This is a genomic window from Streptomyces aurantiacus (assembly GCF_027107535.1).
In the GTDB taxonomy this organism is placed as follows: Bacteria; Actinomycetota; Actinomycetes; order Streptomycetales; family Streptomycetaceae; genus Streptomyces.
Map to the genome: position 1 here is coordinate 9202072 of NZ_CP114283.1, position 15264 is coordinate 9217335.

The 15264-nt window shown below is 69.9% G+C and carries 21 protein-coding genes; 5 read left to right on the forward strand and 16 right to left on the reverse strand.

What is annotated here, in order from left to right:
• Positions 1–172 precede the first annotated feature (172 nt).
• On the forward strand, positions 173–373 hold the full coding sequence (locus tag O1Q96_RS42580; protein ID WP_269253189.1) for a hypothetical protein: 201 nt from the start codon (positions 173–175) through the stop codon (positions 371–373).
• On the opposite strand, the gene O1Q96_RS42585 is transcribed toward O1Q96_RS42580, so the two are convergent.
• Together O1Q96_RS42585 and O1Q96_RS42590 are read right to left on the reverse strand one after the other, a co-directional pair.
• Positions 349–1143 carry an HAD family hydrolase gene (locus O1Q96_RS42585; RefSeq protein ID WP_269253190.1) on the reverse strand — a complete coding sequence of 265 codons (795 nt, stop codon included), beginning with the start codon at positions 1141–1143 and terminating at the stop codon, positions 349–351. The genes O1Q96_RS42580 and O1Q96_RS42585 overlap by 25 nt on opposite strands.
• Positions 1092–1973: a GntR family transcriptional regulator gene (locus tag O1Q96_RS42590; protein ID WP_269253191.1), complete on the reverse strand. Its 882-nt coding sequence runs from the start codon at positions 1971–1973 to the stop codon at positions 1092–1094. Before O1Q96_RS42590 ends, O1Q96_RS42585 begins: the two co-directional genes overlap by 52 nt.
• Before the next feature lie 278 nt (positions 1974–2251).
• Here O1Q96_RS42590 and O1Q96_RS42595 point away from each other — a divergent pair, with 278 nt between their 5' ends.
• Positions 2252–2440, forward strand: coding sequence for a hypothetical protein (locus O1Q96_RS42595; RefSeq protein WP_269253192.1), 189 nt, complete (start codon positions 2252–2254; stop codon positions 2438–2440).
• Positions 2441–2590: 150 nt separating this feature from the next.
• Here O1Q96_RS42595 and O1Q96_RS42600 read toward each other — a convergent pair whose 3' ends face one another.
• Complete coding sequence (locus O1Q96_RS42600) at positions 2591–3502, reverse strand: winged helix-turn-helix domain-containing protein (protein WP_269253193.1); 912 nt, start codon at positions 3500–3502, stop codon at positions 2591–2593.
• A gap of 204 nt (positions 3503–3706) precedes the next feature.
• Between O1Q96_RS42600 and O1Q96_RS42605 the strand changes: the two genes are divergently transcribed.
• Complete coding sequence (locus O1Q96_RS42605) at positions 3707–3892, forward strand: hypothetical protein (protein ID WP_269253194.1); 186 nt, start codon at positions 3707–3709, stop codon at positions 3890–3892.
• A 288-nt stretch (positions 3893–4180) separates the two neighbouring features.
• Here the strand turns inward: O1Q96_RS42605 and O1Q96_RS42610 are convergent, their stop codons facing one another.
• Both O1Q96_RS42610 and O1Q96_RS42615 read right to left on the reverse strand, forming a co-directional pair.
• Entirely contained in the window at positions 4181–5437 is a 1257-nt protein-coding gene (locus O1Q96_RS42610; protein ID WP_269253195.1) for a GNAT family N-acetyltransferase, read from the reverse strand.
• Between the two features lie 164 nt (positions 5438–5601).
• Positions 5602–6267 (reverse strand): RsiG family protein, encoded by a 666-nt coding sequence (locus tag O1Q96_RS42615; RefSeq protein ID WP_269253196.1) that lies wholly within the window; start codon positions 6265–6267, stop codon positions 5602–5604.
• Positions 6268–6427: 160 nt separating this feature from the next.
• On the opposite strand from O1Q96_RS42615, the gene dtd reads away from it, so the two are divergent.
• Entirely contained in the window at positions 6428–6853 is a 426-nt protein-coding gene (gene dtd / locus O1Q96_RS42620) for a D-aminoacyl-tRNA deacylase (protein ID WP_269253197.1), read from the forward strand.
• 54 nt (positions 6854–6907) lie between these two features.
• Here dtd and ygfZ read toward each other — a convergent pair whose 3' ends face one another.
• Genes ygfZ through O1Q96_RS42635 form a run of 3 tightly spaced genes read right to left on the reverse strand, consistent with a single transcriptional unit; the run spans position 6908 to position 8972 of the window.
• Positions 6908–7882, reverse strand: a complete 975-nt coding sequence (gene ygfZ / locus O1Q96_RS42625; RefSeq protein WP_269253198.1) for a CAF17-like 4Fe-4S cluster assembly/insertion protein YgfZ — start codon at positions 7880–7882, stop codon at positions 6908–6910.
• 34 nt (positions 7883–7916) lie between these two features.
• On the reverse strand, positions 7917–8381 hold the full coding sequence (locus O1Q96_RS42630) for a Fur family transcriptional regulator (RefSeq protein ID WP_269253199.1): 465 nt from the start codon (positions 8379–8381) through the stop codon (positions 7917–7919).
• A 15-nt stretch (positions 8382–8396) separates the two neighbouring features.
• Positions 8397–8972 carry a heme-binding beta-barrel domain-containing protein gene (locus tag O1Q96_RS42635; RefSeq protein ID WP_269253200.1) on the reverse strand — a complete coding sequence of 192 codons (576 nt, stop codon included), beginning with the start codon at positions 8970–8972 and terminating at the stop codon, positions 8397–8399.
• A gap of 231 nt (positions 8973–9203) precedes the next feature.
• On the opposite strand from O1Q96_RS42635, the gene O1Q96_RS42640 reads away from it, so the two are divergent.
• Positions 9204–9566: a DsrE family protein gene (locus O1Q96_RS42640; protein WP_269253201.1), complete on the forward strand. Its 363-nt coding sequence runs from the start codon at positions 9204–9206 to the stop codon at positions 9564–9566.
• Positions 9567–9588: 22 nt separating this feature from the next.
• On the opposite strand, the gene O1Q96_RS42645 is transcribed toward O1Q96_RS42640, so the two are convergent.
• The 8 genes from O1Q96_RS42645 to O1Q96_RS42675 all read right to left on the reverse strand — a co-directional run bounded on the left by O1Q96_RS42645 (position 9589) and on the right by O1Q96_RS42675 (position 15177).
• Positions 9589–9846: a DUF3099 domain-containing protein gene (locus tag O1Q96_RS42645; protein WP_269253202.1), complete on the reverse strand. Its 258-nt coding sequence runs from the start codon at positions 9844–9846 to the stop codon at positions 9589–9591.
• Positions 9847–10000: 154 nt separating this feature from the next.
• The gene (locus tag O1Q96_RS42650) at positions 10001–10288 is read right to left on the reverse strand and encodes a DUF1416 domain-containing protein (protein ID WP_033324392.1); all 288 of its coding nucleotides are present in this window, start codon (positions 10286–10288) and stop codon (positions 10001–10003) included.
• 37 nt (positions 10289–10325) lie between these two features.
• Positions 10326–11165 (reverse strand): sulfurtransferase, encoded by an 840-nt coding sequence (locus O1Q96_RS42655; RefSeq protein WP_269253203.1) that lies wholly within the window; start codon positions 11163–11165, stop codon positions 10326–10328.
• Between the two features lie 162 nt (positions 11166–11327).
• Positions 11328–11408 carry an Ms5788A family Cys-rich leader peptide gene (locus O1Q96_RS44715; RefSeq protein ID WP_356537092.1) on the reverse strand — a complete coding sequence of 27 codons (81 nt, stop codon included), beginning with the start codon at positions 11406–11408 and terminating at the stop codon, positions 11328–11330.
• 277 nt (positions 11409–11685) lie between these two features.
• Positions 11686–12444 carry an LmeA family phospholipid-binding protein gene (locus tag O1Q96_RS42660; RefSeq protein ID WP_269253204.1) on the reverse strand — a complete coding sequence of 253 codons (759 nt, stop codon included), beginning with the start codon at positions 12442–12444 and terminating at the stop codon, positions 11686–11688.
• Between the two features lie 126 nt (positions 12445–12570).
• Entirely contained in the window at positions 12571–13959 is a 1389-nt protein-coding gene (locus O1Q96_RS42665; RefSeq protein ID WP_269253205.1) for a hypothetical protein, read from the reverse strand.
• A 7-nt stretch (positions 13960–13966) separates the two neighbouring features.
• Entirely contained in the window at positions 13967–14221 is a 255-nt protein-coding gene (locus O1Q96_RS42670) for a MoaD/ThiS family protein (RefSeq protein ID WP_217453982.1), read from the reverse strand.
• Positions 14222–14271: 50 nt separating this feature from the next.
• Positions 14272–15177 (reverse strand): alpha/beta hydrolase, encoded by a 906-nt coding sequence (locus O1Q96_RS42675; protein ID WP_269253206.1) that lies wholly within the window; start codon positions 15175–15177, stop codon positions 14272–14274.
• Between the last annotated feature and the right edge of the window lie 87 nt (positions 15178–15264).

The window sequence follows — 15264 nt, forward strand, 5'->3', positions numbered from 1 at the left end:
CTTTCAGTCCACGAACAAACCCCTTCCGGTCAAGTGGCCGGCCCAACTGGACTGCCAGTTAAGGGATCAGACCGGGTGGGCATAACCAATAGGAGTCAACCAGCCCAATTGGATGGCTAGTTGGCCGGTTGGTCGGTTGGTCGGTTGGCCGGAAGCTGACAGGGGTGGGCGAATGGTTTTCTACGAACTGATCGGGATGGCGGTCCGTTTCATCCTCACGGAGCTGGTGCACCAGAGACTGGGCCTGCTGGGCCTGTTGCTCGTGGCGCTCGCCGTGGTGGCCGTACGAGCGGGACAGCTGCGCCAGGCGTGGTGGGCGCCACTGCTCCTCTTCGTGATGCTGATGCTTCAAGGGTGCGCCCTGAGCAGGTGAAGCACCGGCTCCAGCGAGGTGACGATGTGGGCGGGCTCCACCTCGGCCTTCCGAAGCGCCTCGTACTTGCGCTCGTTACGCGCGTAGCCCAGGAAGTGGGTGCCCGCGGCCTGCGCGGCCACGTAGTCCGACGGGGCGTCGCCGATCATCAGCGAGGACGAAGGTGCGGCCCCCATGGCGCTCAGCGCCTGGTTGAGCCGGTACGGATCCGGCTTCATCAGGTGGAGCTCCTGCGTACGGCCGTAGACATGCGGGTCGAAGCACGAGGTGAGCCCTCGGCCGGCGAGATACGCGTACGCCGTCCGCGCGGAGTTGTTGGTGACGATGGCGAGCCGGGCTCCCACGGCGGTCCAGGTCCGTATCAGCGGATCGGCGAAGGCCGTGGGCATGGCGGAAGCCGCGGCCCTCAGCTCGTGCTGGGTGAGTCTCTCCTCCAGCTCGGCCGCCAGGTCGCTGCCCGGGTGACGCTCGTTCACCGCGCGGAGAACGACATGCGGATCGGGATCAACCCGCTCGGCCGGGGTGAGCAGGCCGTACAGCCCCCGGTCCCCGAGCCACCGCACCTGCTCGTCGGCGATCAGCTCCGCCCTGTGCCCCGCGAACAGCCGACAGATCGGCCCGTCGAAGTCGAAGGCCACGTAACGAGCGAGCTTGATCAGTTCTCGTAGTTTCTCTGTCTCCGCTGTCACCTGTTCAGTCTGCGCCGTATCACTAGTCACTAGGAGAGTGTCAGGTCCGTCGTGATGGTTTCCCAGAGGGCGTCGAACCACTTCTGGGACTGCTCGACGAAGGCGGCGTCGCGCTGGCCGGCCCGCTCCTCGAAGGAGAACAGGAGGGACTTGGAGCCGAGCGCGTCGTACATGTCGAGCATGCCGCTGTCTCCGGCCTCCTCCCGCCTGGCGATCATGTAGTACGCCATCAGCGCCTCGATGCCGTTGAGCAGGTACAGCTTCACCGGCGGGGTGAACGGAAGCGCCCGGAACGTCACCCGGACGTCGATGCCGTGGGAGGAGCGCAGGGACCTGAGGTTGTGGCGCAGGACGTGGCCCTGGGCGTTGCGCATCTCCAGCCACCGCTGGTGGACGGGGTCCTCGCCGCCCTCCTGCACCTCCACCGAGACGGGGAAGGCGAGGTTGATGTCCCGGGAGGGGAGCAGGATGCGGACGTCGATCGACTCCGGACGGAGCTTGCCCTCGTGGATCAGCCGGACCGGTTCGCCGAGGGCCAGCATCAGGGTCTCGGCCGTGAGGCACGCGGCGTCCACCCGGACGTGCGGCGCGGCGAACGCCTCCACCAGCCGCGGCGCCAGCCCCACCATCGTCGGCTGGGGTTCGTCCCGGGTCGGGGTGACCTCCGCGATCCGGGGCGGGCTTCCCTTGCTGACGTTGCTGAGCAGTCCGTCGTCCTGAAGCGCGCGCAGGGCCTGGCGGACCGTGCCCCGCTCCACCTCGAACTCCTCGGCGAGCTCGGCCTGCGTGGGCAGGCGGTCGCCGGCGCGCAGGTCGCCCGCGCGGATGCGGTCCCGCAGGATGTCGGCGATCTCCTGCGGCGAGAGCCTTCTGCTGCCGTTCACTGCCACGTTCTCCTGGGTCACGACCAAACGCTACAACTTTGGCCCATCTAAGGGGAGTTGTTTGGAAGTTGTTTATAGCTAGGGACCAACTGGGGATAACTTAACCATAGTTGGTTGCCAACTTGGTGGAGATGGCGGAAGGTTTACCTCCTCTCGCCTGTAGTTGGCAGCTGGGAAGGCTTCGCACCTCCCCAGCACCAGGACTTCACTCCCGCACTACGGCGCCGCACCACGGCTCCGCACCGCACCACAGCACCATCGCACTCCTCCCGCCCGCCCCCGCAAGACCCGAAGGAGGATCCACCATGCCCGCCCTAGCCCTTCTCTCCGCCCTCTTCGTCGTCGGTTTCGAGCAGTTCGTCGAGTGGCGGTACGGCCCGAGCGGCGTCCTCGGACTGCTGCTGCTCACTGTGGGTCTCAAGACGAAGAGCCCCACGTGCAGCTCGGTCGGAGCCGTCGTCCTCGCCCTGATGTTCGCGGGGCCGGCCCTGTGACCTGCGAGAACCGCCCGATCCGCAGGACCGGCACCATCCGCACGACCCGCGCAGGCCGCTCGGGCGGCACCGCCCGCACCAGCGGCGTGATCTGCGAGGACGATCCACCGGAGGATCCGGAGAAGCTCCGGACCGGACATGTGGGAGACCTCAGCGCGTGAGCACCAGCTCCGAGCTGATGGTCTCCCACAGCGCGTTGAACCACAGATGCGACTGCTCCACGAACGTCATGGCCCGCAGGCCCTCACCCTGCTCGAAGGGGAACAGCATCGACTGCGTCCCCTCCGCGTCGTACATCTCCAGGTACTCGTGGTCGATCTCCTCGCCGCGCCGCGACAGCGTGTAGTAGGCGAAGAGCGCCTCCGCCCCGTTGAGCAGGTACAACTTCACCGGCGGCGTGAACGGCAGAGCCCGGAACGTGACGTGTACGTCGATGCCGTGCGTCGCCCGTAACGCCAGCAGGTTGTGCCTGAGGACCTGGCCTTGGGCGTTGCGCTGGGCCAGCCAGCGCCGCTGGATCCGGTCACCGTCCTCCGCCGCGTCCACCGCCGCCGGGAAGGCGAGGTCGATGTCGCGGGACGGCAGCAGCACCCGGACGTCGATCCTGGCTGGTTTTGTTCGCCCCTCGTGGATGAGACGCAACGGCTCGCCCATCGCGAGCGTGAGGGAGACGGCCGTCAGGCACAGCGCGTCGATCTCCACGTGAGGCGCCGAGAAGGCGTCCGTGATGCGTGAGGCCAGTGCCACCATGGTGGGCTGCGGCGGAGCCTCCGGCCCGGTCAGGGCCCTGTCCGCGTCCTGCGCGACGGTCGCCGGGCTCCCCTTGGACACGTTGGACAGCAGGTGCTCCGTCTGCAGGATGCGCAGCGCCTGGCGGACGGTCCCGCGCTCGACACCGAACTCGTCGGCCAGCCTGGCCTGCGTGGGCATGCGCTCTCCAGCCCGCAGTTCACCGGACCTGATCCGGCTGCGCAGCTCGTCGGCCACCTCTCGGTGTGACCTCTGTGGCCGTTGTGACCTCTTCCGCCCATTGACGGCGACGTGTTCCGGGTCCACGACCAAACACTACAACTTCGCGCCATCTTTGGGCAGTTACAGAGAAGGTGGTTATGAGACGCATCCAAGCGGAGATAACTTCATTGAAGTTGGTCACCAACTTGAGCAACATGGTCAAACTTCCCAGGGGTTGGCCGCCAGAGTCGCAAGCGTCGACCAGGTGGATCGGTCCCAGCGGGGGTCCGTCTCCCGTCCCCAAGGAGGGACCGCATGCCGCTCATCGCCATCGTCGTCGCCGCCCTCGTCATCGCCCTCGAGCAACTGCTCCAGGTGAAGTACGGAGTGATGGGCGTCATCGCCTTCGTCGCCCTCGCCGTCGGCATCAAGGCCAAGAACTCAATGATCGGCGGCATCGGGGCAGTGATCCTCGTGGTGCTGCTCGCCCAGTCCGGCTGATCGGGCGCCACCGTCCGGCAGTCCGGCCGACCGGGCTCCCTTCCGGAGGGGAGCCGGGAGCCCGGTCGGTCCGCACCACCGCGGACAGGTTCCACGTCCGCGGAAGTACGGCAGAACAGAACGACCGGCCGTACGGCAGTACCGGAACACAACTGAATCGCTACGGATCGACGCATCACAAGATCAACCCACCACTGGATCAACCGAAACGGAACGGAGGAAGCCCCGGCCACAGGCCGGCGTCAGAAGCAGAGGTCAGAAGCAGAGGTAAGAAGTCAGAAGCAGGACTCAGAAGATGTCCGGGCACCACGGCCGCCTGGACGTGCGCAGCAGGGCGTCGGCCACCTCGGCGGCGCCCGCTCGTTCTTCCCGGACCCGCCCCAGCGCCGCGAGCCGGACCACGGACTGGTCCCCGAGCCACAGCGCCCCCAACTCTGCTGCGGGCAGCGTGAGTTCGGCACTCTCGCCGGTCCGGGTGCAGCTCGCGCCCTCGGGTGAGGCGTCCAGCCGGTACCGCCCCGCCGCCGGCCCGTTCCCGTCGACCACCTCCAGGACGAGGGCGCCCGTCGCCGCGTACGCACGCGCCTCGAGTGCCGCGACGACGTCCAGGATCCGCACCCACAGCCAGTCCGCCTGCGAGGTGATGGCGGCCGCGCGCGGGTCCGGCAGCAGATGCGGCAGCAGGTCGTCCGGAGCCCGCCAACCCGTCCTGACCGCCGTGACCCAGTCGACCGAGCAGACGTACTGCCACAGCGCGCGTTCCGCGGCCGGCGAGACGGCGATCAGATCCCTGACCTTCGCCGTTTCGAGCGGCTGCTTCGCATCCCCCCAGCGGTCGTCCACCGTGTACGTGAGCAGGCCCTCGGCCTCCCCCCGCGCATCGCGGTACACCGCGTGGAAGGGCTCGGTCCACGGGGCCCGGTCCAGGACCACGGCGCCGGTGGCGACCTGCCACCACCGCTCGTTCCGGTCGATCGCGCCCGGCTGCGCCCGCCTGAGCCGCTCATGCAGCTCGGGTCCGGTCTTCCGTACGTCGTCGGCGTCGACGAGGTCGATACGGCCGCCGTCGTCAGGGCCGGCCCAGCGGGGGTCGAGCCCCGCCCGCGGGACGTCGATCGTCCACTCGGCGGCCGAGGTGGCCGCCCCGAACCCGTACCGCCCGTAGATCGGGTACTCGGCGGCGATCAGCGTCGCCACGACGTCGCCGCGTTCCTTCGCGGCCGCGAGGTCCCGGGCCATCATCCGTGTGAGGATCCCGCGTCGGCGGTGGGTCGAGGTGACGGTGACGTTCGAGATCGCGTCCGCCCGCACGGTCGCACCGCCCACCGCCGTGATCTCCTGCGGGAACGACCGGAAGGTCCCCACGCACCGCTCCCCGTCGAACGCTCCCAGCGTCCGCTCCGGCTCGATGTAGGTCCGGCGGTCCGCGACCTCCGACTCCGACACGCTCGGCGGCCGCAGGAACCCGGTGTTCAGCGCGCGGATCCACTCCGGGATCTCGCCGTCACGGACGGGGCGTACGTCGATGTCCTCGCGCGAACTCATGCGCCCACGCTAGGCATACGGCCCGGCAGGTGTCGTGCGGATTTTCGTGCGCCGCCGACCGGAGCGCCGCCGACCGGACGGGGCGCCCGCGCGGGGACCGGGCGGCCGGCCCCCACACACGCCCGCGCCGCGCCGAACCCGTGGAAGCACCCTGACCGGGCGCTCTACACGAGCAGGTCGTCGACCTGGGCCTCGCCCTCGCGATACCTGCGGGCGATCTCCGCGCTGCAGTCGTCGGCCGTGCGCTGCAAGTGCTGCCGCCGCCGCGAAACCTGCTGCTCGTACCGCACGAGCCGCCCCATCGCGGCGTTCAGCTCCGGATCCGTACGCGCCTCCAGGTCGGACAGTTCGACCTCGGCGAGCATGTCGGCGGCCAGCCGCCGGTACTCCTCGCTGTGCGGCGTCCCCACGGTCAGGTGCCGCGCCGACGAACGGTGCCTGGCGGGCGCGTCCGTGAGGATCTCCGACAGCCGGTCGACGACGGACGCCTCCTCGGCGGCCGGGGTCTCACGGTCGCCCGCCCGGCCCCTCGGAGGTTCCGTGCGCCGCCCCAGCTCGGCCCGCAGGATGTCGATCCGCCCCTGCAACAGGCGCCGTACGTAACTGAGATCGGCTTCGTCCCGCTGCGCGTCCCGCCGCAGGGTGCGCAGTTCGGGCAGCCGCAGGAGGCCCAGATCGGGCGCCGGCTCCGGCATCGGACTGTCCGTTCGCTGGGTGGGCGGACGCGTCGTGACCGGACGCCCCGCTGTCGGTGACGGCTGCGGTGACGGAGGCTCCCCCCGGCTCAGTGAAACGAACCCGGGTGACTGCCCCGTACTCGGTGTGCTCATGTGCCTCAACCGTCCCCTCGACCGGCGCGTGTGAGCATCGTGCCACCCCAAGTGGCCGCTATGTGACCGAGTGCCCCCGATCGGCCCCAGATGGACGGTTAAGGATCAATAAGAAAGGCCCCGTACGGAGGCCGGTCCGGCGCACGGCATGATGGTCCGTATGCGTGCGGTGGTGCAGAGGGTGGACGGCGCGAGCGTCGTCGTGAACGGCGAGACGGTCGGGGAGATCAACGGCGAGGGACTGTGCGTCCTCGTCGGGGTGACCCACGAGGACACGAAGGAGAAAGCGGCCCAACTGGCCCGCAAACTCTGGTCCGTCCGGATGCTGGCCGACGAGAAGTCGTGCTCCGACATCGACGCGCCGCTCCTCGTCATCAGCCAGTTCACCCTCTACGGGGACGCCCGCAAGGGCCGGCGCCCCACCTGGAACGCGGCGGCCCCCGGCGATGTCGCCGAGCCCCTCGTGGACGAGGTCGTGGCCCAACTCCGTTCGCTGGGGGCGACCGTGGCCACGGGCCGGTTCGGCGCGCAGATGCGCGTCTCCCTGACGAACGACGGCCCGTTCACCGTGCTGCTCGACGTGTGAGCCCCGGGGCCGCCGCTCACGACGAGGCGCCCCGGGACCAGCCGCCCCACGGCCCTACGGCTCGACCACGACCTCCTGCGCCGCGGCCGTCGTGTCGGCCAGCAGCCGGGCCTCCAAGGGCACGTTCCGCTTGACGAGGCCCAGCGCGATCGGGCCGAGCTCGTGATGCCGTACGGACGTCGTGATGAAGCCGATCTTCCGTCCTTCGGGCCCGTCGTCCGCGAGACGCAGCTCGGTGCCGTGCGGCGGCAGGTGGACCTCGCTGCCGTCCAGGTGCAGGAAGACGAGCCTGCGCGGCGGCTTGCCCAGGTTCTGGACCCGGGCCACGGTCTCCTGGCCGCGGTAGCAGCCCTTCTGCAGGTGCACCGCGCTGCCGATCCAGCCCAGCTCGTGCGGGATGGTGCGGTGGTCGGTCTCGAAGCCGAGCCGCGGCTGGTGGTGCTCGACGCGCAGGGCCTCGTACGCCAGCAGCCCGACCGCCGGACCGTGCTTGTCGACGTCGGCGGCGTACGACTCCAGGTCCGCCCGCGGAAGAAGGAGATCTCGCCCGTACGGGGTCTCGCGGACGACCGCGCCGTCCGGGATCTCGGCGATGGAGCCGGCCGGCAGGTGCACGACCGCGAAGTCGGCACTCCGGTCGGTGACCTCGACGCGGTAGAAGAACTTCATCGACTCCAGGTACGCGATCAGCGCGTCCTGGCTGCCGGGCTCCACGTGGGCCCAGGTCGTCGTCCCGTCGTCGACGAGGTACAGCGCGTGCTCGACGTGACCGTGCGCGGAGAGGATCAGCGCCTCGGTGGCCTGCCCCGCCGGAAGATCGCTGACGTGCTGGGTGAGCAGCAGGTGCAGCCAGCTGAGCCGGTCGTCGCCGGTGACGGCGACCACCCCGCGGTGCGAGAGGTCCACGAAACCGGTGCCCTCGGCGAGGGCACGCTGCTCACGGAACAGGTCGCCGTAGTGGGCGGCGACACCTTCGTCGACGCCCTCGGCGGGCACGGCACCGGGCAGGGACAGCAGAGGGCTTTTCATATCCACACAGCCTACGACCGAGTGGTTGCCGTTTTTATTTCCCGGCACCGCCGGTGCCGGCCTTGGCCGCACAGTCCTCGCAGCGCCCGAAGATCGCGAAGTGCTTCATGTCGGTGACGAAGCCGAAGGTCTCGCGCAGCTTGGCGGTGAAGTCGGCGGCGACCTCGATGTCCGCTTCGATGACGTTCGTGCAGTCGCGGCAGACCAGATGGATGTGATGGTGCCGGTCCGCGAGGTGGTACGTGGGCGCGCCGTGCCCGAGGTGCGCGTGGGAGACCAGCCCGAGCTCCTCCAGGAGCTCCAGGGTCCGGTAGACCGTGGAGATGTTGACCCCCGACGCCGTCTTCCTCACTTCCACGAGGATGTCGTCGGGAGTCGCGTGCTCCAGGGTGTCCACGGCTTCGAGCACGAGCTGCCGCTGCGGGGTCAGGCGGTAGCCGCGCTGCCGCAGATCGCTCTTCCAGTCCGTGCCTTCGGTGCTGCTTCCGGTGCTCACCACACCGAAAGTCTAGAACTACTTGAAGAAAGCGATCCCGTCGTCCGGCATGTCGTCCGGCAGAGCCTTCGCCCAGCGCTCGACATCCTCCGGGCTGACGACCTTCTTGAGCTGCGCCGACATGTACGGGCGCAGCGGGATCTCGGGGGTCTGCTTCTCGCCGACCCACATGAGGTCGCTCTTCACGTAGCCGTACAGCCGCTTGCCGCCGTTGTACGGGCCCGAGGCGGCCGTGCGCGCCACCGCGTCCGTGACCAGGTCGATCTGCGGCTTCTTGGCGGCCAGCTCGCCGTACCAGACCTCGACGACGCCGTCGTCGCGAACCATCACGACCTCGACCTTGCGGTCCTTGTCGATGCGCCAGAAGCCCGACTCGGACTCCAGCGGCCGCACCTTGTTGCCCTCGGAGTCGAGGACCCAGGTGTGCGAGTGGTACTCGAGGAAGTCGCGCCCGTCATGGGTGAAGCTGACTTCCTGGCCGAAGTTGCACTTCTCGTCGCCGGGGAAGTCGTGGACGCCCGCGCCGGTCCAGTCGCCGAGCAGGAAGACGAGGGGGACGAGGTCCGGGTGCAGGTCGGACGGGATCTCGATCATGAGGTCGGCAGTTCCTTGGTGGGGGTCAGCGCTGGCCCTGGTACAGCTTCTTCACGGCGAGCCCGGTGAAGGCGAGAACGCCGACACAGACCAGGATCAGCAGAGCTTCGAAGAAGTACTCAAGCACGGGGTGCTCCTCGGGTGACGCGGTGGTGGGCAGTACAGAGCCGCTTCCACTCTAGTCGGGCCGGAACCCGAGCTCTTCATGAGGTAGGCCCTACGATGCGCTGCATGGCGAAGAAGCTAGTGATCAAAGTGACGGCGGGGGCCGACTCTCCCGAGCGCTGTTCGCAGGCCTTCACGGTGGCGGCGGTCGCCGTGGCCAGTGGTGTGGACGTCTCGCTGTGGCTGACCGGCGAGTCGGCGTGGTTCGCGCTGCCGGGCCGCGCCGCCGAGTTCGAGCTCCCGCACGCGGCCCCGCTTCCCGGCCTGCTCGCCTCGGTCCTGGCCGGTGGCCGTGTCACCCTCTGCACGCAGTGCGCCGCCCGGCGTGACATCTCGGAGAAGGACGTCCTTCAGGGCGTACGGATCGCGGGCGCGCAGGTCTTCGTCCAGGAGGCACTGGCGGACGACACGCAGGCGCTCGTCTACTGAGCCGGCGGTCGCCCGGCGGCCTCTAGGGCCGCTTCTTGCCGTCCAGCTCGTCCCACCACTCGTCGGACCCGGCGTCGCCCGAGGGGTCGTCCCACCAGCGGTCGTCGGGGCCGCGCCGGTTGGCCGTCATCGCCGCTACCGGCGGGATCAGCATGGCCACCACGCACATGCCGACGGCCACGGGGACCGACCAGAGCCGTACGACGCCCCAGGCCAGCACGAACAACCCGATGCACGTCCCCATCATGGCGAAGTAGACGTGACGCCTTCGCGCATACATACGTCCAGCGTAGAGCGCCCTCGGCGCGAAAGCTCGCCCCGCGGGCCCCGGAGCGCCGCGGGCGAGCCGAAGGGCCGCACCCCGTACCGGAAAGCGTCCAACCCCCGGGGGTGCGGCCCTTCGGCCGTTCATACGGTGCGAACCGTCAGACGGTTCAGACGGCGATGGCCACCTCGGCCAGGCCACCGGTCTGGGCGACGACCGTACGGTCGGCCGTGCCGCCGGGAACGAGGGCGCGGACGGTCCAGGTGCCCTCGGCCGCGTAGAAGCGGAACTGTCCGGTCGCCGAGGTGGGGACCTCGGCGGTGAACTCGCCGGTCGAGTCCAGGAGGCGGACGTAGCCCACCACCGGCTCGCCGTCCTTGGTCACCTGACCCTGGATGGTGGTCTCACCGGGCTTGATCGTCGAGGCGTCGGGGCCGCCTGCCTTCGCTCCACACATGTTTCGATTCCGTCCTTCAGTACTGCGGGCCTAAGGGTTACTTGTTGGCGCCGAGCTCGATCGGCACGCCGACGAGGGAGCCGTACTCGGTCCACGAGCCGTCGTAGTTCTTGACGTTCTCGACACCGAGGAGCTCGTGCAGCACGAACCAGGTGAGCGCGGAACGCTCACCGATGCGGCAGTACGCGATGGTGTCCTTGGCGAGGTCGACCTGCTCGTCGGCGTAGAGCTCCTTGAGCTCGTCGTCCGACTTGAAGGTGCCGTCGTCGTTGGCGTTCTTCGACCACGGGATGTTGCGCGCGGACGGGACGTGGCCCGGGCGCTGCGACTGCTCCTGCGGCAGGTGGGCCGGCGCGAGCAGCTTGCCGCTGAACTCGTCGGGCGACCGGACGTCGACCAGGTTCTGCGAACCGATGGCCGCCACGACGTCGTCGCGGAAGGCGCGGATCGCGGTGTTCTGGGCCTTGGCCTTGTAGTCCGTCTTCGCGCGGGTGGGCACCTCGGCGACCAGGTCGCGGGAGTCGAGCTCCCACTTCTTGCGGCCGCCGTCGAGGAGCTTCACGTTCTCGTGGCCGTAGAGCTTGAAGTACCAGTAGGCGTAGGACGCGAACCAGTTGTTGTTGCCGCCGTAGAGGACGACCAGGGTGTCGTTCGCGATGCCCTTCTCCGACAGGAGCTTCTCGAAGCCCTCCTGGTCGACGAAGTCACGGCGGACCGGGTCCTGGAGGTCCTTGGTCCAGTCGATCCGGATCGCGTTCCTGATGTGGTTCTTCTCGTACGCGGACGTGTCCTCGTCGACCTCGACGACGGCCACGTTCGGGTCGTCCAGGTGGTCCTGGACCCAGTCGGCGTCTACCAGGACGTCGCTGCGGCTCATGCTCGTTCTCCTCCGGGGCAGTTGCGGCGGGGCGTTGCGTAAGTGAGGGGTGCGGGGCACGTACGGGCTCGGCGGCCATGGCTGCGAGGTGTACGCGGCGCGGGGACGGCCCCGACAAGAGAGGTCGAAGGGCCCGGCTCGCGGAAGTACGGACGCTTCCGCTCAGAAGGTGCGACAGAGCATGGCGGCGACGCGGCACAGGTCTACTGCCCGCCGCTTCGTGAGGTCCGCCTGTTGCGTCATGCCGTCGATCGTAGGGACGGAAAGCCGGACATGTCACCGGCGTGTCGCATGCTGAGACGCGATCGTCCGCGATGTGGGATGCGGAGGGCGCGGAACCAACTCCCGCACGCCCCGCGGGCCTCCGTAGCCCTCGTCACATCACTCGTGCATCTGCTGTACGGACTGGTCCGTCTCGCCTTTCGGACGGCGCGGGTGATCCGCACGCCGCCCGGACGGTGGTCGGAGGCCGCCGCCGGCTCGGCGGTCCGTCATCCGGCCGTCCCGGCCGCCCTGTGTCCTACCCGACGAGGCTGACGTCGGAACCCTTCACCCCGATGTCGACACCCTTGTCGGCCGCCTCGACCTTGTCGATCCTGATGCCGCCCGGCAGGCCGTCGATCTTCTGCCGGAAGTCGGTGATCAGGCGCACCCGGTCCTCCGCGAGCTGGACGCCCAGGTTGGGCAGGGAGTCCGCGTGCACCTCGACGGTGTCGCCCTTGACGCTCACCGAGCTGAGCACGGAGACCGGGCGGGGCAGCTTCGTGCCGAGCACGGTGGCCTCCACCTCGACCTTGATCTTTCCGTTGCCGCCGTCGGAGAGACCGACCACCTTGGCGGTGACCCCGGTCGCGACGTCCACGGGCTCGGCCTTCGCGGCCTTGAGGAGCTCGTCGTACGAGACCGTGGCCGTGCCGGTGGCGGAGGCGGCCTTCGCGGAGCTGTAGTCGCCGGAGAACGCGACGCCCCGCATCCGGGCGTTGAGGTTGTCGATGCGGATCTTGGCGGGCGCGCCGCCGCTGGTGCCGCCCGTCGCGCCGCTCGTGTCGGCCTCGTAGTCCTTGATCCCGACCTCGACCTCGTCCAGCTCGCCGCCGACCACCTGGGTGAGGAAGGGGAAGCCCTTGATCGACACGTCAGGGGTGGTGGCCAGGCCCTCGTTGGTCTTCAGCCGGTCCGCGGCCTCGTCCTCGGCGAAGCCCACGGCGACGCGGTCGGCGATGACGAAGAGGCCGCCCAGGATGACGGTCACGATCAGAAGTATTCGCAGTGCTCGCATGTTTTCCGTGTTCCCCCACCTAGGCGGTCTCCTGAGCGCGAGGGTAACCCTGACGGTCCCTCCGGCCGGGGGGACGGGGTGGGTTGTCGATCAGCTGTGACAGGGGGGCGCCCCGGTTCCGGGGCCTCAGGCCAGGGCTCGGCCCAGCAGGTAGACGGCCGGGGCCGCCGCCGCGAGGGGCAGGGCCACTCCCGCGGTGAAGTGGACGAACCGCGACGGATAGTCGTAACTGGCGACCCGGTGTCCGATCAGGGCGCAGACGCCGGCCCCGGCCCCGAGAACCGCCCCGGCCTCGCCGAGATCGGTGAGCCCGCCGACGGCGATTCCGGCCCCCGCCGCGGCCAGCAGCGCCACGACCACCGAGGCGATCGTCGGCAGGGGAAGCGCCCGCGCCAGAACCGCCGCCGCGACCGCCACCCCGCCCACCGTCACCGCGTCCGCGTCCGCCGCCAGGTGGCCCGTCGCGACGATCGCGAGGGCCGCCGAGACGACCGTGGCCATCAGGCCGTACATCCGCTCGTCGGGTCCGGCGTGGCTGCGCAGCTGGAGGACCAGGGTCAGCAGGACCCAGACACCGAGCGTGCCGAGAATCGCGGCGGGGGCGTTGTCCCGCCCGGCCGCGAGCAGCGCCACGTCAGCGGTGAGGGCACCCGCGAAGGCCAGTGCGATGCCCTGCCGGGCGGGCCACATCCCGTTCAGCCGGAACCAGCCCGCCGCGGTCACCGCCTGAAGGATCACCAGCGGTACGACCAGCGCGTACTGCCCGACCGCGGCGGCCCCGGCGAGCAGCAGTCCGAGGACCGCCGTCAGCACGGCAGGCTGCGCGCCGGGCTCGATGACCGGCGAACGGCCCTCGGCGCGGGCCCGCTGGGCGTCGGTCACACGGGTGTTGCCGGTGACCGTGGCGGGGCCGTAGCCCGAGGCGGACGCGGGGTCGGAGGCGAAGGCGCCGGGGGCGGGCGTGGGGACGGGCCCGGCCGCCGGCGCGGGTACGGGGTTACCGCCGCCCTCGGCCTGCTGCCCGCCCTGGGAGTAGTGGGCGGCCTGGGCGTACGGGCCGTCCTGGGCCCGATGAGCGCCCTGGGCGTGCTGCGGGCCCTGTCCTGGCCGGCCCTGGCCCGGCTGACCCTGGCCCGGCTGGCCCTGCGGCTGCGAGGCCTGGTTCCAGCCCGCCCCGGTCTCCGCGGGCATCGGCTGTCCCACGACGCCGTACCGGGCCGCGTGCGGCGGCTGAACCCCGTACGCGCCCTCTCCCGGGCCCTGCTGGGGCAGATACGCCGTGTCCGCGGCGGGCGCGACCGGCGGCTGGACCTGTGTCTCCCAGGTCCGGCCCTCCCACTGCTGGGTGTACTGCTGCTGCGCCGCGGCCTCGTCGTACTGCTGCTGCCCGGTCCACCCGGACGGCTGCTGCGGGGCCTGCTGGTGCTGGTGGTCCTGCTGCTGTGGCTGGGGTTGCTGCTGGTACGGGTCGTACCCCTCGTACGGCCCGTTCCCCTCGTACGGCTGGTTGCTCATGGTCCCGTCACCCTCCTGCGAACGGCGGGAGCACCTCGACCGTGCCGCCCTCGGCCAGCCGTACCGTCTCATGTCCGCGGGTACCCACGGGGTCGCCGTCGATGAGGAACGAGCATCGCCGCAGGACGCGGACGAGTTCGCCGGGGTGTCGCTCGCGGGCCGCGTCGAGCGCCTGGGCGAGGGTCTGCGCCTCGTACGGCTCCTCGGCGACTCCCGCGGCGGCCTTGGCGGCGGCCCAGTAACGCACCGTGCCCTTTGCCATCTGATGTCCTCGATCAACGGTGGAAGAAACGGGTGACGGACACCGCCAGGCTAGCCCGCGTGGGCGGCGGCCCATTCCCCGATACGGGCCAGGAGTTCGTCGTCCGCCGCGTTCTCGGCGTGGCCCATCCCCCGCTCCAGCCACAGTTCCGCGTGGTCCCCGGAAGCGGCGGCCAGCATGCGCGGGTGGTCCACCGGGAAATAGCCGTCGCTGTCGCCGTGGACGATCAGCAGCGGTGTGGGCGCGATCAGGGGAACCGACTCCACCGGGGAGGAGGGCACGGGGTCCCACTCGCGGTGATGGATCCGGGTACGCAGTCCGTAGCGGCCGACCACGCGGCCGACCGGCCGGGTTACCAGCCAGTGCAGGCGCCGCATAGGGGCCGTGCCCCGGTAGTACCAGCGGGCGGGTGCACTGACCGAAACCACCGCGTCCGTATGCGCTCCCGTGCGCCCCTCGTGCTCCTCGCCGCTCTTGGCGTGCAGGGCCGCGTGCCGGAGCACCACCGAGCCGCCCATGGAGAATCCGACGGTGGCCACGCGGGTGTGACCGAGCTCTCGCGCCCACTCCACCACCGCCGCCAGATCGAGGACCTCACGGTCGCCGACCGTGGAGTGCCCGCCGGAGGCGCCGTGTCCGCGGAAGGAGAAGGTGATGACCGCCGCGTACCGCGCGAAGGCGGTGGCCGCCCGCCGGACGTGGGGTCGTTCCAGGTCGCCCGTGAAGCCGTGCGCGACAACGATGACGAGGTCACCGGAGGTGTCGGACGCGTTGGTTCCGGGCCGGTACGCGGCGTCGATCGTGACACCGTCGGCGGTGCGCAGAAACCTTCGCGTCGCCCCTCGCGGAGATCGTTCCGGAGTTCGTTCCGGAGAACTCTCCGTACATCTCTCCGCCGTCTCAGGTTCTGGACGAATGAAAGATCGCGTCACATGACCTGCCGGACCTTGGCTCATGTGGGCTATTCTGCTGGGCAGAGGACTCGGGCAGCGTAGCCCCCGGGTCCTTTTGCGCTTTCTGGAGCGTTGTATACGAATGCTGTA